The organism is Pseudomonas sp. F-14 TE3482 (genome assembly GCF_053629455.1).
Map to the genome: position 1 here is coordinate 3401443 of NZ_JBRJII010000001.1, position 21348 is coordinate 3422790.

Genomic DNA, 21348 nt, shown 5'->3' on the forward strand with positions numbered 1-21348 from the left:
ACCATGTCTGATTACAAAGCTCCTTTGCGCGATATGCGCTTCGTACTCAACGAAGTCTTCCAGGTGTCCCGGCTATGGGCCCAATTGCCAGGCCTGGCCGAGGTGATCGATGAAGAAACGGCCGCCGCGATCCTTGAAGAGGCCGGCAAAATCAGTGGAGAAGTTATCGCACCGCTGAACCGCAGCAGCGACGAGCAGGGCTGCACCTGGAGCAACGGCGCGGTCCAGGCGCCGGACGGTTTTGTCGCGGCCTACCAGGCATTCGCCGACGGCGGTTGGGTGGGGGTTGGTGGCGATCCGCAGTTCGGTGGCATGGGCATGCCCAAGGCGATTTCGGCTCAGGTCGAGGAGATGGTCAACTCGGCGAGTCTGTCGTTCGGCCTGTACCCGATGCTGACCGCCGGTGCGTGCCTGTCGATCAATGCCCACGCCAGTCAGGAACTCAAGGAACGCTATCTGCCGAACATGTACGCAGGCACCTGGACCGGTTCAATGTGCCTGACCGAGGCGCATGCCGGCACGGACCTTGGCCTGATTCGCACTCGCGCCGAACCTCAGGCCGACGGCAGTTTCAAGATCAGCGGCAGCAAGATTTTCATCACCGGCGGCGAGCACGACCTGACCGAAAACATCATTCATTTGGTGCTCGCCCGGTTGCCGGATGCACCGGCCGGTCCAAAGGGGATTTCGCTGTTTCTGGTGCCCAAGGTGCTGGTCAATGACGATGGCTCGCTGGGTGAGCGCAACTCGCTGTCCTGCGGTTCCATCGAACACAAGATGGGCATCAAGGCCTCCGCCACCTGTGTGATGAACTTTGACGAGGCGACCGGCTGGATCGTCGATGCGCCGAACAAAGGCCTGGCGGCCATGTTCACCATGATGAACTACGAACGTTTGGGCGTGGGTATCCAGGGGCTGGCGTTGGGTGAGCGTTCGTACCAGAACGCCGTCGAATACGCCCGTGACCGCCTGCAAAGCCGTTCGCCGACAGGCGCGCAGAACAAGGACAAAGCTGCCGATCCGATCATCGTGCACCCGGATGTACGACGCATGCTGTTGACCATGAAAGCCTTGAACGAAGGCGGGCGCGCGTTCTCCAGCTACGTGGCCCTGCAACTGGACACCGCCAAGTACAGCGATGACGCGGCAACCCGCACCCGCGCCCAGGAGCTGGTATCGCTGCTGACCCCGGTGGCCAAGGCGTTCCTCACCGACATGGGCCTGGAAACCACCGTGCATGGCCAGCAGATCTTCGGCGGCCATGGCTACATTCGCGAATGGGGCCAGGAGCAATTGGTTCGCGATGTGCGCATCACCCAGATCTACGAAGGCACCAACGGCATTCAGTCACTGGATTTGGCCGGGCGCAAAATCGTTGGCAGCGGCGGGGCGCTGTACCGGCTATTCGCTTCGGAAATCCGCAACTTTACCGCCAAAGCCTGCGCTGACCTCGGTGAGTTCACCAAACCGTTGAACGCCGCCGTCGACACCCTCGACGAACTGACCGCATGGCTGTTGGACCGAGCCCAGGGCAACCCGAATGAAATCGGCGCGGCGTCGGTCGAGTACCTGCACGTGTTCGGCTACACCGCGTACGCCTACATGTGGACGCGAATGGCCAAGGCTGCCATGAGCACGCATTCCAAAGACGATTTCTACGCCAGCAAACTGGCCACCGCGCGCTTCTACTTCGCCCGTCTGCTGCCACGCATCCACTCGTTGAGCGCGTCGGCCAAGGCTGGCAGCGAATGCCTCTATCAATTGGATGCAGAGCAGTTCTGAGCCCACGTAAAAAGGACCGGGAACCCCAACCATGATGGCGACAAAAATAATTCCGCCCGCCGATGGCGCCTATGCCTATCCCTTGCTGATCAAGCAATTGTTGCTGTCCGGCGTGCGCTACGAACCGGGGCGGGAAATCGTCTACGCCGACAAACTGCGCTACAGCTACCAGACCCTCAACCAGCGGATCCGCAGGCTGGCCAATGCCTTGACCGCTGCCGGCGTCAAGGCCGGTGATACCGTGGCCTTGCTCGACTGGGACAGCCATCGCTACCTGGAATGCTTTTTTGCCGTACCGATGATCGGTGCGGTACTGCATACCGTGAACATTCGTCTTTCGCCGGATCAGGTGCTCTTCACCATGAACCATGCAGAGGACGACCTGGTGCTGGTGCATGATGATTTCCTGCCGCTGGTTGAACAGATTCAGGGGCGGCTTGAAACCGTCAAAGGCTACCTGCAGCTCACGGACGATACGGCAAACGATACGTCGCTACCGGTGCTGGGGGAATATGAGAACCTGTTGGCCGGAGCCGCAGACCAGTACGACTTTCCCGATTTCGATGAAAACTCGGTGGCGACCCTTTTCTACACCACCGGCACCACGGGCGACCCTAAAGGCGTGTATTTCACCCACCGCCAATTGGTCCTGCACACCTTGAATGCCGTGGGCACGTTGGGCGTCTATCAAGGCCTGCCGTTGCTGCGTTCCGATGATGTGTACATGCCCATCACCCCGATGTTTCACGTGCATGCCTGGGGTGTGCCTTATGTCGCCACCCTGATGGGGCTCAAGCAGGTGTACCCCGGCCGCTACGAACCCAACAGCCTGGTCAGGTTGTATTGTGAGGAGAAGGTCACTTTTTCCCATTGCGTGCCGACCATTCTGCAAATGATCCTGAGCTGTGAGGAAGCAGCACAGACCCGTTTCGATGGCTGGAAAATGCTTCTGGGTGGCAGCGCACTGACGCTGGGAATTGCCAGCGAAGCGAGTGCCAAAGGTATTCAGGTGCACAGCGGTTACGGCATGTCGGAAACCTGCCCATTGTTGTGCCTGACCTACCTGCGTGATAAAGACCTCGAGCTGCCCATGCAAGCCCAACTGGCCACCCGCATCAAGACGGGTACGCCGGTGCCGATGGTCGATCTGAAAATCATCGATGTCAGTGGCAATGACGTTGCCCACGATGGCGAGTCTCTGGGCGAGATCGTGGTGCGCGCACCCTGGCTGACCCAAGGTTATTTGAAGGAGCCCGAAAAGGGCGCCGAGCTATGGCACAACGGCTGGATGCACACCGGCGATCTGGCCTCCATCGACGCCTTGGGTGGGGTGGAAATCAAGGACCGCATCAAGGATGTCATCAAGACGGGCGGGGAGTGGATCAGCTCCCTGGAACTGGAAAGCCTGATCAGCGAACACGCGGCGGTGAAGTCGGTCGCGGTCGTGGGCATTGCCGATGAACAATGGGGCGAACGGCCGATGGCGCTGGTGGTGTGCGAGCCTGGGCAGTATCTCGACCGCAAGATCCTCGAGGCGCACCTGCAAGGGTTTGTCGAGCGTGGGCGCATCAACAAATGGGCGATTCCCAAGCAGTTCAAGTTCGTCGCCGAGATTCCTAAAACCAGTGTCGGGAAGATTGATAAGAAGCTGATCCGGCAAAGCGAATTGGGGTGAAAGACGCGGCACCCCTGTGCCAATTTCGTCATCCCTCGCGCCCAATCCCATCAAGCCACATCTCTGCGGATAGACCACCCTGACCGGTCTGTCCAAGGAGATGAGCATGATCCGACTGACCCTGATCGAAGCCCGCGAGTTGGCCGAATCGATCCTGTTGCACAACGGTTTTAATCTGGCCCACGCGCAAGCGGTGGCGGCGACGGTGATCGCCGGCGAGCGCGATGGCTGTGCCTCCCATGGTTTGTACCGGATTCTGGGCTGCGTGAATTCCCTGCGGGCCGGCAAGGTGTCGGCCGATGCCGAGCCGCAGGTGATCGACCAGGCACCGTCGATCGTGCGGGTGGCTGCCGGGGGTGGTTTTTCGCAGTTGGCGTTTCAGGCCGGGCTTGGGTTGCTGGCGGAGAAAACCCGGGCCAACGGGATTGCGGTGTTGGCGATCAATCGCTGTGTGCATTTCTCGGCGCTGTGGGTGGAGATCGAGCAGTTGACCGCTGCCGGGTTGGTGGCGCTGGCGTGTAATCCGAGCCATGCCTGGGTGGCGCCGGCGGGGGGACGTGTGCCGGTGTTTGGCACCAATCCCATTGCCTTTGGCTGGCCGCGGGCTGGGCAGGATCCGTTTGTGTTCGACTTCGCCACCAGTGCGATTGCCCGTGGTGATATCGAGTTGCATCGGCGTGCCGGCAAGGCAATTCCCGAGGGTTGGGGCGTGGACGCTGAGGGCCGGCCGAGCACCGATGCCAATGTGGTGCTCGACAGCGGCGCGATGCTGACGTTCGGTGGGCACAAAGGCTCGGCGCTGGCGGCCATGGTGGAGTTGATCGCCGGGCCTTTGATCGGTGATCTGACCAGTGCCGAATCGCTGGCCTATGACGCGGGCAGCAAGTCATCGCCCTACCATGGCGAGTTGATCATCGCGCTGGACCCACGACGTTTTCTGGGGGCGGCCACCGAGGAACATTTGGCCCGGGCCGAAGTGTTGTTTCAGGGCATTGAAGGGCAGGGCGCGCGCTTGCCGTCGCAACGGCGTTATGCGGCGCGGGCGCGCAGTGTGGTGGAGGGAATACAGATTTCCGAGGCGCTGTACAACGACCTGAACGCACTGCTGGCTTGAATGCGATGAAAATCCTGTGGGAGCGAGGCTTGAATACGATGAAAATCCTGTGGGAGCGTGGCTTGCCCGCGAAGAATGCGCCGCGGTTTTTCAGGTATTACGCGTCATCGTTCTTTGCGGGCAAGCCACGCTCCCACATGAGGTCGTGTTGTTAAACCGGCTCTCGGTGGCTGGTACCGTCCACCAGTCGCGCAATACCCAACGGGTTGGCGTTTTTCAGGGCGTCGGGCAGCAAGGCGTCCGGGCAGTTCTGGTAGCACACCGGGCGCAGGAAGCGCTCGATGGCCAGGCTGCCGACCGAAGTGCCACGGGCATCGGAGGTCGCCGGATAAGGCCCGCCATGCACCATGGCATCGCAGACTTCGACGCCGGTGGGGTAGCCATTAAACAGCACCCGGCCGACCTTTTGCTCCAGCAGTACCAGCAGATCGGCGTGTTCCTTCAGGTCCTGTGCTTCGCCAATCAACGTGGCGGTGAGTTGACCGTGCAAACTGTTCAGCGCTTGTCGCAACTCGGCCTTGTCGGCCACTTCGACGACGAGGGTGGTCGGGCCGAACACTTCTTCCTGCAACAGCGGATCACCCTTGAACAGCAGACTGACGTCGGCCTTGAACAGTTGCGGCCGCGCTTGATTGCCGTGCTGATTCTGGCCCGCCAGGCGGGTTATACCCGCATGGTCGAGCAAGGCCTGCACGCCTTTTTCGTAGCTGCCGAGGGTGCCGGCGTTGAGCATGGTTTGCGCCGGTTGTTCGGCCATCAAGGCACTGAGCCGTGCGATGAAAGCGCTGAAGTGGGGGGAGCGCATACCGATCACCAACCCCGGATTGGTACAGAACTGACCGCACCCCTGGACCACCGACGCCACCAGTTCACCGGCGATTTTCTCGCCACGCGCGAGCAGGGCTTCCGGCAATACCAGCACCGGGTTGATGCTGCTCATTTCGGCGAACACCGGGATCGGTTGTGGCCGTGCGGCGGCCATGTCACAGAGGGCGCGACCGCCTTTCAGCGAGCCGGTGAAACCGACGGCCCGGATCGCCGGATGCTTGATCAGCGCTTCACCGACGCCTGCACCGTAGATCATGTTGAACACACCTGTGGGCATGTCGGTTTGCTCGGCGGCGCGGATGATTGCATCGGCCACGTGTTCGGCGGTTGCCATGTGTCCACTGTGGGCCTTGAACACCACCGGGCAACCGGCGGCCAGGGCGGCAGCGGTGTCACCGCCGGCAGTGGAAAAGGCCAGCGGGAAATTACTGGCGCCGAACACGGCCACCGGGCCGACGCCGATCCGGTATTGGCGCAGGTCGACCCGTGGCAGTGGCAGACGTTCGGGCAAGGCGCGGTCGATGCGCGCACCATAGAAATCGCCCCGGCGCAGAACCTGAGCGAACAGGCGCATTTGGTTGCTGGTACGACTGCGTTCGCCTTGAATGCGCCCGGTCGGCAGCGCGGTTTCGCGGGTGACCAGAGCGACGAATTCATCATCCAGTGCATCCAGTTGCGTGGCGATCGCCTCAAGAAATTCTGCACGGCGAGTTGCCGGTAGATTGCGGAAGGCCGGGTAAGCGGCAGCAGCGGCCTGGGCGGCGGCGTCCACTTCTTCCACGGTGGCTTGCATGAAAGAGAAGGGCAGCACTTCGCCGGTGCTGGCGTCGTGGCTGTGCAGAGTGATACTGCCGGCGGCGCTGCGGACGCCGCCGAGATAGTTGTGGCCGATGATCTGGGACATGAAAAAATTCCTGTCGGGGAAGGTGAGGCAGGACCGTTGCAAGGTGCTGAGTCGTGTGCTGTTTTGTGGCGAGCGAGCTTGCTCGCGTTGGGCTGCGTAGCGGCCCCAAAATAGCGGCAACAATTGCCTATTTTGCGAGTGCTGCGCACTCGAGCGGGAGCAAGCTCCCTCGCCACAGGGAAGGGTGTAACAGGTACAAGGCTCAAGCCAGCGAATCGCCCCCCGGCGTGTGGTGGCCGGCGCGGCGGATTCGGCATCCACCCAAGTGCAGTGATTTCCTGTAGGGGCGCAAAAACAGGCAGCCGGGCCGGGTCCGCAAAGACCCGCCCGGCAATCACTCAGAGACCGACGTCTGGCAACTCCGGACGGTTAGCCAGGGCCTTGGCCATGATCTGCTCGACGAATACCCGATCGGCTTCCGGCAGTGCCAGGCGTGGCGGACGGGTCAGCGCACTGCCGCGACCGGCGATGGCTTCACAGAGCTTGATGCACTGCACCAGGTCGGCACGGGCATCGAGGTGCAGGATCGGCATCAGCCATTCGTAGATCGGCATGGCTTCGGCAAAGCGACCGGCCTTGGCCAGACGGAAGATGGTTTCGCCTTCTTTCGGGAACACGTTGGACATGCCCGAGACCCAGCCCTCGGCCCCCACTGCAATGCTTTCCAGCACCACATCGTCGAGGCCGGCGAACAACACGAAACGGTCGCCGACTTCATTACGCACGTCGATGAAACGACGGGTATCGCCGGATGAATCCTTGAAGCACACCACGTTGTCACAGTCAGCCAGGGAAATCAGGATGTCCGGGGTGACGTCGTTTTTGTAGATCGGCGGGTTGTTGTAGACCATCAGCGGTACGTCGGCATTCTTGGCCACGTAGCGGTAGTGCTCGGCGGTCTCGAACGGCTTGGAACCGTAGACCAGCGCCGGCATCAGCATCACACCGTCGACGCCGACCCGGCGCACGGCATTGGCGACCTTGGCCGCTTGCACGCTGGTGAACTCGGCCACACCGCAGATCACTGGCACACGACCCCGGGAAGCGTCGACCGCGACTTCGGTCACGGCGATTTTTTCTTCGGCGGTCAATGAGGTGTTTTCCCCCACCGAACCGCACACCACCAAGCCTGAGACGCCGTCGCGGATCACGTTGGAAATCACCTGATGGGTTTTTTCCAGGTTGATGGAGAAGTCATCGTTGAATTGAGTGGTCACCGCGGGGAATACGCCACTCCAGTTAATACGTTTGCTCATTGTTGCCTCCGGTTCGTTTTTGTATTTCGTATACGATATTTCAAGTGACAGTATTCGGCTAGTGCTTTTTTCAATCAATCAGGGTTTTTTGTTGGTGGGTGAAATCACTATGGCTAGGGAGCTTGTGTGGTGAGGCAGCCCTTGTGGTAAGGGGGCTTTTGTGGCGAGGGAGCTTGCTCCCGTTCGGCTGCGCAGCAGTCGTGACACCAGAGTACCGATTGTTTCAGACAAACCGCGATTACAGCATTGGGGCTGCTGCGCAACCCAGCGGGAGCAAGCTCCCTCGCCACAAAAGCTGCCTGGCCACAAAAGCACCTTCTCCATACAAACATCCTCGCCACAAAAGCTCTGCTTCGGTCTCAGGCACCCGGCCAGGTGTCTGACAAGCGATAGCCCTGTGGCCACGGATCGCTCGGGTCGAGCAGCAGTTGGTGGGTGCCGGTGATCCAGGCCCGGCCGGAAATGCATGGGTAGATCGCTGGGCGTCCGGCCACTTCGGTAAGCGAATCGATGCGGCAGTGGAATTCGGAACCGATGATCGAACGGCCAATAAAGCGCTCCCCCACTTGCATCAAGCCCTTGGCCTGCAGCACCGCCATGCGCGCCGAGCAGCCGGTGCCGGTGGGCGAGCGGTCGATCTTGCCGGGTTGAATCACCACCGCGTTGGCACCGGTGGCAATGTCATTCTCCATGACGATGGGCGCGGCAATCTGGCAGAAGGAGATATGCGACCACTCGGGGTTCAGCGGATGGACAAAGCCCAACTGTTCATTGGCCGCGCGAGTGATTTTCAACCCGACCGCCACCAGGTCGGCAGCTTCATCGGGGCGAATGGAAAAGCCCAGTCGTTCAGCGTCGGCGATCACAAAGCTGTCGCCGCCATACGCAGTGTCGACCTGCAACGAGCCGAGGCCTTCGACTTCGATCCAGGCGTCGAGGCGGTCAGCGAAGGAGGGCACGTTCTTGATTTCTACCCGCTCGACCTTGCCGTCACGGCAGTCGGCCACGGCCTCGATCAACCCGCCGGGCGCTTCGAGTATCAGTCGGGTTTGCGGTTCGGTCATCGGCAGGATGCCGCTGTCTAGCAGCACCGTGGCGACGCACAGCGAATTGGAGCCGGACATCGGTGGCGTGTCCGCCGGTTCCATGATGATCCAGGCCATTTGTGCCCGAGGATCTTTGGCCGGCACCAGCAGGTTGACGTGACGGAACACACCGCCGCGAGGCTCGTTGAGGACGAAGTTGCGCAGGGTCTGATCCTTGGCGATCCAGCGCGATTGCTCCCACACCGTGGCGCCCGGTGGTGGGGCGACGCCGCCGACGATCACATCGCCGACTTCGCCTTCGGCATGACAGCTGACTACGTGAATGACTTTCGATGAGCGCATTGCCTGCTCCTTGTTTCGTTTGTCAGGGCCCCATCGCGGGCAAGCCCGCTCCCACAGGTATCTGTGTTGGCCACCAATTTTGTGTACACCATCAAATCCTGTGGGAGCGGGCTTGCCCGCGATGGGGCCATCAGTTACTTCACCGATTTCAGAAACGCCGCAGTCTCCGCATGCACCGGATTACCAATCACCTGATCCGGCGAGCCGATCTCATGCACCAGGCCATTGCGAAAGAACGCCACGCGGTCGGAGACATCGCGGGCAAAGCGGATTTCGTGGGTCACCAGCACCATGGTCATGCCGTCTTCGGCGAGCATGCGCATGGTGTCCAGCACCTCGCCGACCAATTGCGGGTCGAGGGCCGACGTGGCTTCGTCGAACAGCATGTAGTCCGGCGACATGGCCAGGGCGCGGGCAATCGCCATGCGCTGTTGCTGACCGCCGGACAACTTGCCAGGGAAGGTCTTGAGCTTGTCGCCAAGGCCCACGTGGGTCAGTTGCTGCACCGCCAGTTCCTCGGCCTCGCGCTTGCTTTTACCCAAGACTTTGCGTGGCGCCAGCATCACGTTTTCCAGCACTGTCAGGTGCGGGAAGGCATTCCATTGCTGGAACACGATGCCGATTTTCTGCCGCAAGCGGTTGAGGTCGGTGGCGCTGTCATGGACCTCGACGCCGTCGACGCGAATGCTGCCTTTCTGGATCGGTTCCAGGCCGTTGATGCACATCAGCAGGGTCGATTTGCCGGAGCCCGAGCCGCCGATGATCGACACCACCTCGCCCTTGTTCACCGTCAGGCTGACACCCTTGACCACGGCGAGGTCGCCGAAGGATTTATGTACGTTGTCGATCTCAATCATTTTCTTGCCACCTTCTTTCCAGACGAGCGCCCAGGCGTGCGACCACCAGGCTCATGACGTAGTAAATAAGGCCCGCGATGCACAGCACCAGCAACGGTTCCTGGATGCGGGTGACGATGGTTTGCGAGGCGCGCAGCAGTTCGACGATGCCGATCCACATCACCAGCGCGGTGTCTTTCATCACGCCGAGCACCAGGTTCAACCAGCCGGGAAAAGCCACCCGGGTGGCCATCGGCAGGACGATCCAGCGCAGGTCCTGCAGGAAGCTCAGGCCCAGCGAGCGACTGGCCCGGCGCAGGGTGAACGGCACCGAAAGCACACCAGCGCGCACGATCTCGGTGAAGTACGCGGCGGCGTAAACCCCCAGCACGATGCAGCCGACGCTGAAGGCGCTGATGTTCAAGCCGACGATGCTTTTGAGCGAGTTGAACAGTACGAACTGGATCAGCAACGGTACGCTGCGAAACACGTCCAGCACCCAGGCCAGGGGCAAACTGGCCCGCGGCAACAAGGCCCGCAGCAGACCGAAGAGCAAGCCGGCGAGGGAGCCGAGCATGATCGACCAGAACGTCAGTTGCAGCGTGACCCAGGCGCCATTGAGCAGGAACAACAGGTCATTGGAGGAAAAACCGGTGGCAAACATGGACAGCTCCTCAGTAACGGAACAACCGCCAGGCCATCAGCCGGGCTGCCGCGACGATCGCCTTGGCAATCAGGTAATACAGCACCGCTGCAATGGCGAAGAACTCGAAGGTGCGGAACGTTTTGACGTTGTAATCCTGGGTCACGCCGGTCAGGTCATTGTTCAGCCCGACGATCACCCCCAGCGACGTCATCAGCACCGCCCAGACCATCTGATTAGTCAGCGGGTAGAAGACGATCCGCAGCAGCTGCGGGACGATGATCATGCGATAGGCCTGAAAGGCGCTCATGCCCAGCGAACGTGCGGCGCGCACTTGTGTGTCCGGGACGGCCTTGAGGCCACCGCGAAAGTTCTCCGCCAGATACCCGGCATTGTTGAAGGTGATCCCGGCCAGCAGGGCGAGCCATGAACTGACGTGCAGGCCCAGCGAGCCGAGGCCGAAGTAGAGGACGTAGATCTGGAACAGCGACGGGGTATTGCGCGCGATCGATACCCAGCCGTTGCCGATGCCGCGCAGCAGCGGGTTTTTGCTTTCGCGCATCACGGTCAGGGCCAGGGCGATCAGCACGCCGAAGATCATCGACAGCGCCGCGGTCTCGAAGGTGACCAAGGCACCGGCAAGCATGTCCGGCAGGGCGCGCAGCGCTGAGCGCCATTGGAAGCTGTAATCAAACATGCGCAGGGCTCTCCAGTAGGGCGGCAGGTTGTAGCCACGCCGGCAGGCGCCCGCTGGCGGTGGCATTGCAGGCGGCATCGACGCATTCTTTGATGCTGGCGAAATGCACCTTGCGGCCCACCAGGCCGGGTGCGTAATGGGCGTATTTGCCGGAGTTGGTCATCAAGGTTTTTGCGGCCAGCGGGATCACCGGTTCGCCGAGCATGCACCAGCAGGTATCGGTGACCAGGGTGGCGCCGAAAGCTTCGATCACGGCGATATGCCCGGCTTCGCGAGCCTGCTCCAGCACGGCACGGCCGCAGGTAATGGCGAGGACCACGTCAGGGTGTTTGTGCCGACCGAGGCACAGCCGCGCGAGGTGGGCGAATTCGCTGAGGGAAAAATGCGGGTTGCCCAGCGAGACCACATCCACCCGGCTGTCGCGGGCACTGTTGAGTTCGCGCCAGCTGACCAGCAGATCCTTCAAGAGGATGTGCTCCACCGGCACCGGGTTATCCGTGTCCAGCACTTGAGACGGGTCGATAGCCTCCGGGGTTATCCCGGCGATATGGAACAAGGGCGCGGCGGAGGTGGTGGCAAATGCCGCGCCGAACGCTTTGAGGTCGTCCAGGCTCGGCTGGCGGTTTTCCAACCCGCGCACCAGTGGAATCCGGCTGCCCGCCAGCGCGCCGATGTGGTAACCGAGCAGCGGGTAGAAGGCGTCGTCCAGTTCACCCAGGGCGGGCAACTCGATCTGCAGTCGGGCCTTGCGTTGCGCGTCCAGATGGCAGCCGATCAACGGGGCGCGACCAGTCAGCGCGATGCAGATGTCCAGGTAGTCCGGGTACTTCAGGGTGCGTGCGCCGAGCACGCTGTTGGCGTAAACCACCGCGTTGGATTCGGCCCAGACGATCTGCTCGCCAGCCTTCGGCGCGCTGTCGAGCAGGTAGGGCGCGCAGGTGAAACTCAGCTGTGCGCCCATCGCCATATAGGCATCGCCCAAGGCACAGGCCGGTTCACCGAGAGTCGGGTCGATGCCCAGCTCGCGCCAGCGGCGCTGGTCCACGGAAATCGAATTGAGGGTGGTGGGCACCCGCACTGTTGCTCCCCATTGCACCAACTGTTGGGCAAAACGCAGGCTCGCCGGTCCCGTGTAGATGCAGCCGTCGATGTGCGCCTGGGTGACATCCACCAGATGGCGGGCACCTTGCAGTTCGGCCATGCGCAGGACGATCTGCATGGCCACCTGCACGGCCTTGCCATGCTGGCCGTCGAGCAGCGCCCGGTCGTGTTCGGTGAGTTCGATCGCGGTGGCGATGTCGGTGCTCGGCAAAGAGCTGTCGAGTGCCTGGCAGGCATCGCCCGGCAGGTGCTCGAACAGGCTCAGCGTTGTGTCCTCGACCCGAGCGAAGGCCTTGCCGCGCAGGGCGGCGAAGGCCTCCCGGCCGATGCACAGCACCGGCAGGGAACGCTCGAAAATGGTCTGTGCCACGAGCACGCCCAGGGTCAGGATCTCATCGGGTTCGGCCAGCACCAGTGCGGCCGGTGCGTGACCGTTGCTGATCAGTTCCATCAACACGCTACTGCCGGTACACGAGCCGCGACCGCTGGGGATGGCCAGCACGCGGCCGGCCAGGTATTCGCCGCTGAGCGGGTGATGACGGTCAATGATCTCGCCGCTATACGGATCGACCCCGCCCCAGAAACTCAACCCGATATCGGCGAACAGCAGGGCGCCCTCGGCGGCGCCCGCGACCAGGCTGCGACCGGTCAGAGAAGTGGGCCTAGGCATGCCGGACACCTTAGTAGTAGACCTGTGGCACGGTCAGGTTGGTCGGCGAGATTTCGGTGCCGACCCATTTGACGAACAACTCCTTGTAACGACCGGTGCGCACCTGCTGGTTGACGAACAGGTTGAGGTAATTGAGCAGGCCATACTCGTTGCGCTTGGCGCCGAGGGACACGTAGTCGATCACGTATGGCGCGTTACCGGCGACTTTCAGGTTTTTGTATTTGCCCGACTTGAGAGTGGCGGCGGCCACGGTGTTGGTGACCACGGTGGCGGCGATATGGCCTTGGGCGACGGCCAGCAACGTGTCGTTTTGCGACTGATAGGCACGGAAGGTACCGGTGCCCCAGCTCTTCACGTCTTTCTCCAGGGCGATGGCCTCATAAGTGCCGCTGGTGTTTCCCACGGGTTTGCCCTTGAGGTCATCGAAGCTGTTGATGCCGGTGTCGTCGCGGGTCAGCACCACCATCTGGAAGGCAAAGTAGGGCACGGTGAGGCCGACGGTCTTGGCCCGTTCGAGGGTGTCGGAAGTAGAGGCGACGATCACGTCGGCCCGCCCGGAAACCAGCGCCGGAATGCGGTCCGGGAATGGCGTCTCTACCACTTCGGCGTCGACCCCAAGGATTTTCGCCAGGTCATGGCAGTAGTCCACGTCAAAACCGGCCGGGTTGTTACCTGCGTCGCGAAAACCCATGGGCGGGAAGTCCAGGGTCACGGCGCAACGCAGCTTACCTGAACCGATAATGTCGTCGAGCTTGTCGGCCTGGGCGGTGGCGATAAAGGAGGTACTGAGAACAGCGCTGAGGGCTACGGCAAATGCGGGGTTTTTCATAGAGGCCTCGTTGATGTGAAGTGCTGTTGGATATCGTATTGGGGATTTCGTATACGATATTAACAATAGCAATCAACGTGCCTATTGCCAGGCAGAGGTGAGAATTTAGTGTCAGGGCTTGAAGTAGAGGTGTTGCGGTGTGTCAGAGTGACGTCGTGAGGTTGAGGTCCGCAATGGCAGGTGTTACAGATGGGAGCAAGAGGTGTGCGGAGCGCCCCTTTAAGGAACACCCACAGGCATGGGGGCTGCAAAGCCTGCGATCTTTTGATTCGTCTAAGCCTTTGCGGGGATGCACCCAATGTGGCGAGGGAGCTTGCTCCCGCTGGGCTGCGAAGCGGCCCCAAACCCGGCAGTCACGGTTTTTCAGGTACACCGCATGCTCAGGTTTTGCGACTGCTGCGCAGCCGAGCGGGAGCAAGCTCCCTCGCCACAGATGCCCTATAGCCTCAGATCAATATCAGGCCGGCGGGTCGAGGTTATCCAGCACCCGGTTCACCGCCAGCTCCCCGAGCATCACCACCGATTGAATCCCCAGCATCATGTTGCGATGTGGCATGCCCATCAACCCGGCGAACTCACTGAGCATCATGCTCGCTGACGCCAGGGATTCGCAGGCGTTGACCAGCAGGGTTTCGTTATCGACCTCGGTGCCGACATGGTAAATGGTGCTGGGTTTGCGCTTGGTGTCTTTGGGGATGGGGGGCTTGAGGTAGTAATCGAGGGCGCAGTCGGCGGCTTCGTTGAGTTTTTTGGAATCGAGGGATTCGTAAGGGGATGTTGGATCGGTTTCAGGTGGGTTGGGTGTTGGTTTGATCATGGTGAAGCTCCTTGATGACTGGAGCTACCGCCGTTCGCGGTCAAACGAACAAGGTGGCAGCTGTACGCGGGTTGACCGACCGGACATCAAGGAATCCGGCACACCCGAAGGTGTCCCACGCACAGCCACCGCGACACGATATTTCAGACAATGCCTGAAGTAGGTCTTGGACGCTGGCGCGCCTTGATTGATTCGGACGGTCAAATCCGATCGCTGATTCGTCAGCGACCCGGAAACGATAGAGCCCGGCCTCAAGGCACACAAGCCGGCGGATTCTGGCGTAGTCGTAGGCAACGGCGCAAGGATGTGTAGCCTGAGTGAGTGTCTGGAAGTGTCGTTTAAACAGTGCTTGTTTAGCGGTCTGACACCGAGCCTTGTGGTGGCTGTACCGGCCTCATCGCGGGCAAGCCGGCTCCCACAGTGATTGGTGTCGTTCACAAATCCTGTGGCCAACGCAGATACCTGTGGGAGCGGGCTTGTCCGCGATGAGGCCCGAAAGAACACCCTCAAACCCAGGACCAAATCACCGGAAAATGCCCTAACGCTGATTATCCCGAAACTGGCTCGGTGACAGGCTGGTCAAGGCACGAAACTGTCGGCTGAAGGCGCTGTGGTCGGTGTAACCGCAGCGCAGGGCGATTTCGGTGATGGGCAGGTCGGTGTGCAGTAACAGCCGCGAACCTTCTTCCAGGCGTGCCTTGTGAATCATCTGCCGTGGGGTGAGCTGGAACACCCGCTTGCAGTGACGCTCCAGTTGCGCCACGGAATAGCCGGCGATGGCAGTCAGTTCTGCGAGGCTGATGGCGCGGGCGAAGTGGCTGCGGATGTGCGCATCCACGGCAGCGAGTTTCTGGAAGGCGGGATGGTTGGACTGGGGGGATTGCAGGTCGCGGGAGATCCCGGCCAGGCCAACGATCTGACCCTGTTCATCCTGCAAGGCGAGTTTGTGGGTCAGGCACCAGATCGGTTGATTGCCGTAATACAGGTGCAGCTCCAGTTGGTCGGCCAGTTCGCGGCCGCTGGACAGGACCCGCCGATCCTGTTCGGTGTACAGCGGGCCGAAGCGTTCCGGGAAGACCATTTCGGCGGTGCGCCCCAGCAGTTCCTCGCGATGTTTGAAACCGCAACGCCGGGCTAAAGTCTGGTTGACGAAGGCGTAGCGGGCTTCGCTGTCCTTGATGAAAAACACCACGTCCGAGAGGGTATCGAGCAGCGGCGCAATCGGCTGCAGGCTGTTGAGCAGCGTTGGCAAGTCGCAGGGTTTGAAGGTGCTGAGCGAGGGATACATGGCGCTGGGGTCTGATGGCGACCCCGGGATCATAGAGGCTCGGCAGCGTGGCCGAAACCCCCGAGAAGGTTTCAGGCTGGCGGGGTGTCGTCCAGGCACATCAAGGTCTCGATTCGCGCCGGGCTGAAGGGTGGGCGGGGTGCCGAAGGTTGCCAGCCAAACAGATGCTGCACCGCACCGCCACACACCCGGCCCTGACAGGCGCCCATGCCACAGCGACTGGCCAGCTTGGCTTCGCGCCAGTCAGTGTGCCCGGCCAATGCGGCGTAGGGCACGTCTTCGCAGCGGCAGACCAAGGTGTCGGGCCGGGCCAGGGACTTGAGTGGCGGGGCGAGGGCGAATGCCTGATTCAGTGCCTTGGCGAAACCCTGCCAGCGTGCCCGGCGTGACCACAATTGGCGGGCCGCTTCAAGGTCACCGACCGCCGCGTGGCCAGCAATTGCACCTTCGACCAACGCCAGTTCACTGCCACCAAACCCGGTGCATTCACCCGCCGCATAATGATCGGCGCGGCTGCTGGCCTGCCAGGCGTCCACCGCCAACGCCAGACCTTCGATGGCATAACCCAGTGCCTGGCCCAATTGAATGTTCGGGATCAAGCCGAAACCACAGGCCAGCCGATCACATTCCAGTTCGACGATTTTGCCTTGCTGTTGCAGGCGCACGCCTTCCAGTCGGTCAGTGCCAAGGGCGGCCAGTACATGAGTCGCGGTCCGGTAATGGCGGTCGAACAAGCTGAACGATTGCAACCATTTGGCGGGCCAGCGTGGCAGTTGCGCGGCGAAACCGGCGACGGCGATGCGCGAGGCTTGCTCGGCGATACGTTGTACCTGGGCGCCATGCTTTTTTGCGGTGGCGGCACTCGCCAGTAATAGCGGGCCGCTGCCGGCGATCACCACGCGCTCACCCTGCACCGGCACACCCGCCTTGATCAACGCCTGCAAGCCACCGGCCCCGGTCACGCCAGGTAATGTCCAGCCGGGGAAGGGCAGCAGCAACTCGCGGGCACCGGTGCACAGAATCAGTTTGTCGTAACTGATCAACCAGCCGTCGTCATCATCTTCGACCAACAGTTGTTTCGGACCGGGACTGGCGATCACCCGGGCGCCGGCGTGATGGCGGATGTTGCTGCAAGCCTGCAAACGCTCACGCAGGTGACGGGCCTGATCGGGCACGTTGGCTTGAGGGCCGTCACGCCAGATTTGCCCGCCCGGCAGCGGATTGTCGTCGAGCATGACAATGCGTGCACCGCTGGGTGCGGCGGCAAGGGCGGCGGCCATGCCAGCGGGGCCGGCACCGATGATCAGCAGATCGGCGTATTTGTTCATGGGTGTGTCTCCACCTGCATGCCGTCTCGGCACAAAGTCTGGCAGGCCAAGCGTCGCCGGCCGTCGATGGTTACCCGGCATTCCTGGCAGATGCCCATGCCGCACAGCGGTGCGCGGCGCTGACCACTGACCGACGTGCGCGTGCAGCCGTCGCTGCCCAACGCCAAGGCAGCGGCGACGCTGGTGCCCTCGGCCACCTTCAAGGCGCGGCCATCCAGCAGCAATTCAGGCATAGACAGGTTCTCCGAGAAAACGCTGGGGCAGATAGGGTTGTGCGGTTAGTGGCGGGGTTTCGTCGAACAGTTGCGCCACCAGCAAGTCGGCCGTGCCGGGGGCCGTGGTGACGCCCAAACCTTCGTGACCCACCGCCAGCCACAAGCCTTGGCGTTGCGGGTGTTGCCCCACCAGCGGCAGGCCGTCGGGGCTGGCGGCGCGAAAGCCGGTCCAGGCGCGGATGCCGTTGAACCGGGCCAGCCCTGGCATGTACTCGGCGGCACGCTTGAGCATTTTCGCCAGCATCCAGCCTTCGACCTGCGGGTCGGTGGTACCGAATTGCCGCGAAGCACCGATGAACAATTGCCCGGTGGGGCGCGGCTGAATATTGCAGGCGGTCGACGGCCCCGTGGCGTTGTGGGCGCTGGTGACGTAACCCAGTTCCACCAGGGTGTGGGTGACGGTGCGGGGGTAGCGATCGGTAATCAGCAGGTGACCTTTCTTCGGCTCGATGGGCAACTCCGGGCACAGTTCGTTGGCCTGAATACCGTTGGCCAACACCACCGCTTCGGCACTCAACCAGTGGCCGTCATCGAGGCATACGCGGTTGCCATCGACCGTGCTGACCCGCGCCCGGCGTTGACGGATGTTCGGCGTGTCGAGCATCCAGTTGGCTGTCGCCGGCGCATAAAGAATGCCGTCGCCATTGATCAGCAAACCGCCTTCCAGACCTTCGCGCAGTTCCGGTTCACGCTGGCGCAAGGCACTGGCGCTGATCAATTCGCACGTCACGCCCTGGGCTTTCAGGTTCAAGTACTTGCCATGGGCGACCGCCATTTCCTCGGCGTTGGCCGCCAGCCACAGCGTGCCGTTGTTGCGGTAGGCGGAGCCGTCGGGCAGGTCGGGCGCCAGTTCGCGCCAGCGTTGCAGGGAATATTGACTCAGGGCCAGTTCGGCCGGGTTGTCGTCGAGCACCAGCAGGTGGCCCATGCCCGCCGCCGTCGCACCGTGCAGGCCGGCGTCCAGCACCAGCACTTGCAAACCACGACGGGCCAGCGCCTGGGCACAGGCGGCGCCGATGATGCCGGCGCCGATCACGATCACATCGGCCACAAGGCCCTCGTTCATGGGCGAATGCCCCAGGCGAACGGGTCATCCTGTTCGATGATCAGACTGGCTTCGGCGCTGATAAAGGCGCGGCCGCGAATGGTCGGCACAACGCGCTCGCCCTGCCATTCGTAAGAGCCTTCGAACTCGCTGCCGATGACACTGGCCTGGCGCCAGGTCTGTCCCGGTTGCAGTTTGTCGTCCGCGGCCAGGCACGCCAGTTTGGCACTGGTGCCGGTGCCGCACGGTGAGCGGTCATACGCCTTGCCGGGGCAGAGGACAAAGTTGCGGCTGTCGGCGTGATCGTCATCGCTGAACAGCTCGACATGGTCGATCAGCCCGCCGTCTTCGCCACGTATACCCTGGGCCTCCAGCGCCTGTTGCACGGCGTAGGTGTAAGCGGTCAGCGCGTCGAGGTTATCGCCGGCCACCCGCAGGCCATGCTCGGCGATCAGGAAAAACCAGTTACCGCCCCAGGCGATATCGCCGACCACCTGACCGACATCTGGCACCTGCAACACCAACGCCTTGCGGTAACGGTAGGCCGGCACGTTGCGCACGCTCACCGAATGATCTTCGTGCAGGGTCGCCTGCACCGTACCCACCGGCGTCTCGATGCGGTGCACGCCGGGGCTGATCTTGCCCAGATGCGCCAACGACGCCACCAGGCCAATAGTGCCGTGGCCGCACATGCCCAGGTAACCGGTGTTATTGAAGAAAATCACCCCGGCACACGCACTCGGGTCCACAGGCGTGCAGAGCAGGGCACCCACCAGCACGTCACTGCCACGGGGTTCGAGCACACAAGCGGCGCGCCATTGATCGTGATGTTCGGCGAGCAGCTTGCGGCGTTCGGCCATGCTGCCGGTGCCCAGGTCAGGGAAGCCTGCGGTCACCAGACGGGTCGGTTCGCCGCCGGTGTGGGAGTCGATCACGGTGATGCGTTTCATGGGAGGGCCACGTCCGTTCAGATGAGTGAACGAAAGAGTGGCCTGTGCAACGGGGTGTCGGCTTGATGGATTTATCCTGTGCCGATGACGAAATCAGCACAGCATTTTAGTGGTCAGTGCGCGTGAGGCAGATGCTCGAACAGGGTCTTGCAGACCCCGGCAATGTGCTCGTCCAGCAGCTTCACCGCCAGATCCACATCCCCGGCACGACAGGCTTTGATGATCTCACGGTGTTCGTGATCAGCCCGTTCCTTGCCGGCCGACAGGCTCATCTGCATGCGCAGGTAGCGCTCCAGCTTGTCGTTGACCGAACGAATCAGGCTGACCAGAAACGGCCGCTGCGCCGGCTCGTAGAGGCAAGCGTGCAGCTCCCAATTGAGCTCGGCCCAGCGGCCCACGTCGTCCTCGCCGATGAATTCCTGACAGATGCGCTCGGCACGGGCGAAGGTTTCTTCGGTCATGTTGGGAATGGCCAGGCGCAGTATCTTGTCCTCGAGCAACATCCGCACTTCGAACATCTGCGCCAGCTCGGCATCGGAAACCCGTGTGACCATCGCCCCGCGATTGCGCTGGAACATCACCAGCCCTTCGGCCTCCAGCCGCTTGAGGGCCTCGCGCACAGGGATCTTGCTGACGTTGAACTGGCGGGCAATGTCGTCCTGGCGAATCGGCTCATCTTCGGCGAAATGCCCGGCGACGATCGCATCCCGCAGATGACGGGTGATGATTTCCGAGGTCGATGGTGTATTGCCAAGGTCAGGAGCGTTGAGTTTGGGTAGGTTCACGGCAGCGGTCGTTTGGAGTGAGATGGCGATAGGGTATACGAAATTCTTTCACTGCGAAGTTCCAGGCGATGGTCGCCTCGAAGAATGACAGGATTGGCACCCGCCCTTTCCTGCAAGGGAGAGGGCAATGTGCGGTATCAGGAAGCTTTGAGCGTTAGCGCTTACGACGATGGCCCGTGATCATCGACAGAGGCAGGTTTTCTCGCAAGCGCAGGCTTTCCACCAACGCTGCGACGATATGCACACAAACCAATGCGAGCAGTGCATTGGCCATAAACTCGTGAACATCACGTAGCCAGTCTTCGCCCCAGAAATAGTCCACTTCTTCCATCAAAAAACCGCTGATACCCAGACCGGTCATCAACAGCAGCATGAGGACCATCACCAGGGCACCGATGGGCGAATGCCCCATGCGGTGATAGCCCTTGCCGGAAAACAGCGCCCGGCCATGCTGAACGACCCGCGTCGGCGTCGGCCAAAAGTCTGACCAACGCGCTGATGGCGGGCCGATGAAACCCCACACCACGCGCACCAGCACGACAGCCACGGCGTAATAGCCGAGCCAGCGATGCCAGCCGTCTCCTTCCTCATTGAGGAAGTAGTCGCTGATGAAGACAACCACCAGGGACCAGTGGCAAATACGTACAAGCGGGTCCCAGAGGCGCAGGGTTTCAGCTTTCACAGGTGACCTATTCGATCTCTTCTTTCATGACTTTGCCGGTGACCGGGTCAAAGTAGATTTCGACTTTGCGCTTGTCTTTGTCCCAGCCGTAGATCTCGTAGCAATTGCCGCTCGTGACCTTGAATTTCTTGATGTCATAGCCCTTGGCCTTGAGCTCTTCCTGAAACTTGGCCTGGTCCTGCCATTGGGCCTTGTCGGTGGTGGTGCATTGAGGGCCAGCGAAGGCCAGGGGGGAGGTGGCAAGAAGCGAGAGCAACAGAAGTTTACGCATGGGTTTTCCTCGAAATATTGTTGTTGTCCGATAACGCGAGAGATTCTCAATCACTCTGGGCGCGCTGAAGATTAGTTGAGCTTTGAATCGTTGTCACGATGTTGCTATTCACTGAAGAGGGTTTGAGTCACCGACACCTGTGGCGAGGGAGCTTGCTCCCGCTTGAGTGCGTAGCACTCACAAA

General features: G+C 61.6%; 20 protein-coding genes. 3 read left to right on the forward strand and 17 right to left on the reverse strand.

Annotated elements, in window-relative coordinates; translation table 11 throughout:
* Positions 1 to 3: 3 nt before the first annotated feature.
* The 3 genes from AB7M26_RS15325 to AB7M26_RS15335 all read left to right on the forward strand — a co-directional run bounded on the left by AB7M26_RS15325 (position 4) and on the right by AB7M26_RS15335 (position 4571).
* The gene (locus tag AB7M26_RS15325) at positions 4 to 1782 is read left to right on the forward strand and encodes an acyl-CoA dehydrogenase C-terminal domain-containing protein (RefSeq protein WP_123497763.1); all 1779 of its coding nucleotides are present in this window, start codon (positions 4 to 6) and stop codon (positions 1780 to 1782) included.
* A 31-nt stretch (positions 1783 to 1813) separates the two neighbouring features.
* Positions 1814 to 3457: a fatty acid--CoA ligase gene (locus AB7M26_RS15330; protein WP_429379392.1), complete on the forward strand. Its 1644-nt coding sequence runs from the start codon at positions 1814 to 1816 to the stop codon at positions 3455 to 3457.
* A gap of 106 nt (positions 3458 to 3563) precedes the next feature.
* A complete protein-coding gene (locus AB7M26_RS15335) occupies positions 3564 to 4571 on the forward strand; it encodes an Ldh family oxidoreductase (protein ID WP_123497759.1) in 1008 nt (335 codons plus the stop codon).
* A 151-nt stretch (positions 4572 to 4722) separates the two neighbouring features.
* On the opposite strand, the gene AB7M26_RS15340 is transcribed toward AB7M26_RS15335, so the two are convergent.
* From AB7M26_RS15340 to AB7M26_RS15420, 17 genes are all read right to left on the reverse strand, one after another.
* Positions 4723 to 6303, reverse strand: a complete 1581-nt coding sequence (locus tag AB7M26_RS15340) for an aldehyde dehydrogenase (NADP(+)) (protein ID WP_123497757.1) — start codon at positions 6301 to 6303, stop codon at positions 4723 to 4725.
* 338 nt (positions 6304 to 6641) lie between these two features.
* Complete coding sequence (locus tag AB7M26_RS15345) at positions 6642 to 7559, reverse strand: dihydrodipicolinate synthase family protein (RefSeq protein WP_007903713.1); 918 nt, start codon at positions 7557 to 7559, stop codon at positions 6642 to 6644.
* A 359-nt stretch (positions 7560 to 7918) separates the two neighbouring features.
* Positions 7919 to 8947 carry a trans-3-hydroxy-L-proline dehydratase gene (locus AB7M26_RS15350; RefSeq protein WP_123497751.1) on the reverse strand — a complete coding sequence of 343 codons (1029 nt, stop codon included), beginning with the start codon at positions 8945 to 8947 and terminating at the stop codon, positions 7919 to 7921.
* A gap of 134 nt (positions 8948 to 9081) precedes the next feature.
* On the reverse strand, positions 9082 to 9804 hold the full coding sequence (locus AB7M26_RS15355) for an amino acid ABC transporter ATP-binding protein (RefSeq protein WP_007903722.1): 723 nt from the start codon (positions 9802 to 9804) through the stop codon (positions 9082 to 9084).
* Complete coding sequence (locus AB7M26_RS15360; protein WP_007903724.1) at positions 9797 to 10447, reverse strand: amino acid ABC transporter permease; 651 nt, start codon at positions 10445 to 10447, stop codon at positions 9797 to 9799. The genes AB7M26_RS15355 and AB7M26_RS15360 overlap by 8 nt, the downstream gene beginning before the upstream one ends.
* Before the next feature lie 10 nt (positions 10448 to 10457).
* Positions 10458 to 11123: an amino acid ABC transporter permease gene (locus tag AB7M26_RS15365; protein WP_007903733.1), complete on the reverse strand. Its 666-nt coding sequence runs from the start codon at positions 11121 to 11123 to the stop codon at positions 10458 to 10460.
* Entirely contained in the window at positions 11116 to 12894 is a 1779-nt protein-coding gene (gene lhpI / locus AB7M26_RS15370) for a cis-3-hydroxy-L-proline dehydratase (protein WP_429385045.1), read from the reverse strand. The genes AB7M26_RS15365 and lhpI overlap by 8 nt, the downstream gene beginning before the upstream one ends.
* Before the next feature lie 10 nt (positions 12895 to 12904).
* Complete coding sequence (locus AB7M26_RS15375; protein WP_007903735.1) at positions 12905 to 13723, reverse strand: ABC transporter substrate-binding protein; 819 nt, start codon at positions 13721 to 13723, stop codon at positions 12905 to 12907.
* Between the two features lie 457 nt (positions 13724 to 14180).
* Positions 14181 to 14540: a DUF6124 family protein gene (locus tag AB7M26_RS15380; RefSeq protein WP_429379399.1), complete on the reverse strand. Its 360-nt coding sequence runs from the start codon at positions 14538 to 14540 to the stop codon at positions 14181 to 14183.
* A gap of 538 nt (positions 14541 to 15078) precedes the next feature.
* On the reverse strand, positions 15079 to 15828 hold the full coding sequence (locus AB7M26_RS15385; RefSeq protein ID WP_123497744.1) for an AraC family transcriptional regulator: 750 nt from the start codon (positions 15826 to 15828) through the stop codon (positions 15079 to 15081).
* Positions 15829 to 15899: 71 nt separating this feature from the next.
* Positions 15900 to 17156 carry an FAD-dependent oxidoreductase gene (locus AB7M26_RS15390; RefSeq protein WP_429385050.1) on the reverse strand — a complete coding sequence of 419 codons (1257 nt, stop codon included), beginning with the start codon at positions 17154 to 17156 and terminating at the stop codon, positions 15900 to 15902.
* Positions 17153 to 17389, reverse strand: a complete 237-nt coding sequence (locus tag AB7M26_RS15395) for a (2Fe-2S)-binding protein (protein WP_123497740.1) — start codon at positions 17387 to 17389, stop codon at positions 17153 to 17155. The genes AB7M26_RS15390 and AB7M26_RS15395 overlap by 4 nt, the downstream gene beginning before the upstream one ends.
* Entirely contained in the window at positions 17382 to 18497 is a 1116-nt protein-coding gene (locus AB7M26_RS15400) for an NAD(P)/FAD-dependent oxidoreductase (protein WP_123497738.1), read from the reverse strand. The genes AB7M26_RS15395 and AB7M26_RS15400 overlap by 8 nt, the downstream gene beginning before the upstream one ends.
* Positions 18494 to 19426: a 4-hydroxyproline epimerase gene (locus AB7M26_RS15405; RefSeq protein WP_429385054.1), complete on the reverse strand. Its 933-nt coding sequence runs from the start codon at positions 19424 to 19426 to the stop codon at positions 18494 to 18496. Before AB7M26_RS15405 ends, AB7M26_RS15400 begins: the two co-directional genes overlap by 4 nt.
* 113 nt (positions 19427 to 19539) lie before the next feature.
* The gene (locus AB7M26_RS15410; RefSeq protein ID WP_007900901.1) at positions 19540 to 20211 is read right to left on the reverse strand and encodes a GntR family transcriptional regulator; all 672 of its coding nucleotides are present in this window, start codon (positions 20209 to 20211) and stop codon (positions 19540 to 19542) included.
* A gap of 154 nt (positions 20212 to 20365) precedes the next feature.
* Positions 20366 to 20893 carry a cytochrome b/b6 domain-containing protein gene (locus AB7M26_RS15415; protein ID WP_123497736.1) on the reverse strand — a complete coding sequence of 176 codons (528 nt, stop codon included), beginning with the start codon at positions 20891 to 20893 and terminating at the stop codon, positions 20366 to 20368.
* Positions 20894 to 20900: 7 nt separating this feature from the next.
* A complete protein-coding gene (locus AB7M26_RS15420; protein WP_429385059.1) occupies positions 20901 to 21164 on the reverse strand; it encodes a PepSY domain-containing protein in 264 nt (87 codons plus the stop codon).
* Positions 21165 to 21348: the final 184 nt, after the last annotated feature.

Coding starts and splice junctions, on each gene's coding strand:
- AB7M26_RS15325 (WP_123497763.1), top strand. CDS start 4: ATGTCTGATTACAAAGCTCCTTTGCGCGATATGCGCTTCGTACTCAAC.
- AB7M26_RS15330 (WP_429379392.1), top strand. CDS start 1,814: ATGATGGCGACAAAAATAATTCCGCCCGCCGATGGCGCCTATGCCTAT.
- AB7M26_RS15335 (WP_123497759.1), top strand. CDS start 3,564: ATGATCCGACTGACCCTGATCGAAGCCCGCGAGTTGGCCGAATCGATC.
- AB7M26_RS15340 (WP_123497757.1), bottom strand. CDS start 6,303: ATGTCCCAGATCATCGGCCACAACTATCTCGGCGGCGTCCGCAGCGCC.
- AB7M26_RS15345 (WP_007903713.1), bottom strand. CDS start 7,559: ATGAGCAAACGTATTAACTGGAGTGGCGTATTCCCCGCGGTGACCACT.
- AB7M26_RS15350 (WP_123497751.1), bottom strand. CDS start 8,947: ATGCGCTCATCGAAAGTCATTCACGTAGTCAGCTGTCATGCCGAAGGC.
- AB7M26_RS15355 (WP_007903722.1), bottom strand. CDS start 9,804: ATGATTGAGATCGACAACGTACATAAATCCTTCGGCGACCTCGCCGTG.
- AB7M26_RS15360 (WP_007903724.1), bottom strand. CDS start 10,447: ATGTTTGCCACCGGTTTTTCCTCCAATGACCTGTTGTTCCTGCTCAAT.
- AB7M26_RS15365 (WP_007903733.1), bottom strand. CDS start 11,123: ATGTTTGATTACAGCTTCCAATGGCGCTCAGCGCTGCGCGCCCTGCCG.
- lhpI (WP_429385045.1), bottom strand. CDS start 12,894: ATGCCTAGGCCCACTTCTCTGACCGGTCGCAGCCTGGTCGCGGGCGCC.
- AB7M26_RS15375 (WP_007903735.1), bottom strand. CDS start 13,723: ATGAAAAACCCCGCATTTGCCGTAGCCCTCAGCGCTGTTCTCAGTACC.
- AB7M26_RS15380 (WP_429379399.1), bottom strand. CDS start 14,540: ATGATCAAACCAACACCCAACCCACCTGAAACCGATCCAACATCCCCT.
- AB7M26_RS15385 (WP_123497744.1), bottom strand. CDS start 15,828: ATGTATCCCTCGCTCAGCACCTTCAAACCCTGCGACTTGCCAACGCTG.
- AB7M26_RS15390 (WP_429385050.1), bottom strand. CDS start 17,156: ATGAACAAATACGCCGATCTGCTGATCATCGGTGCCGGCCCCGCTGGC.
- AB7M26_RS15395 (WP_123497740.1), bottom strand. CDS start 17,389: ATGCCTGAATTGCTGCTGGATGGCCGCGCCTTGAAGGTGGCCGAGGGC.
- AB7M26_RS15400 (WP_123497738.1), bottom strand. CDS start 18,497: ATGAACGAGGGCCTTGTGGCCGATGTGATCGTGATCGGCGCCGGCATC.
- AB7M26_RS15405 (WP_429385054.1), bottom strand. CDS start 19,426: ATGAAACGCATCACCGTGATCGACTCCCACACCGGCGGCGAACCGACC.
- AB7M26_RS15420 (WP_429385059.1), bottom strand. CDS start 21,164: ATGCGTAAACTTCTGTTGCTCTCGCTTCTTGCCACCTCCCCCCTGGCC.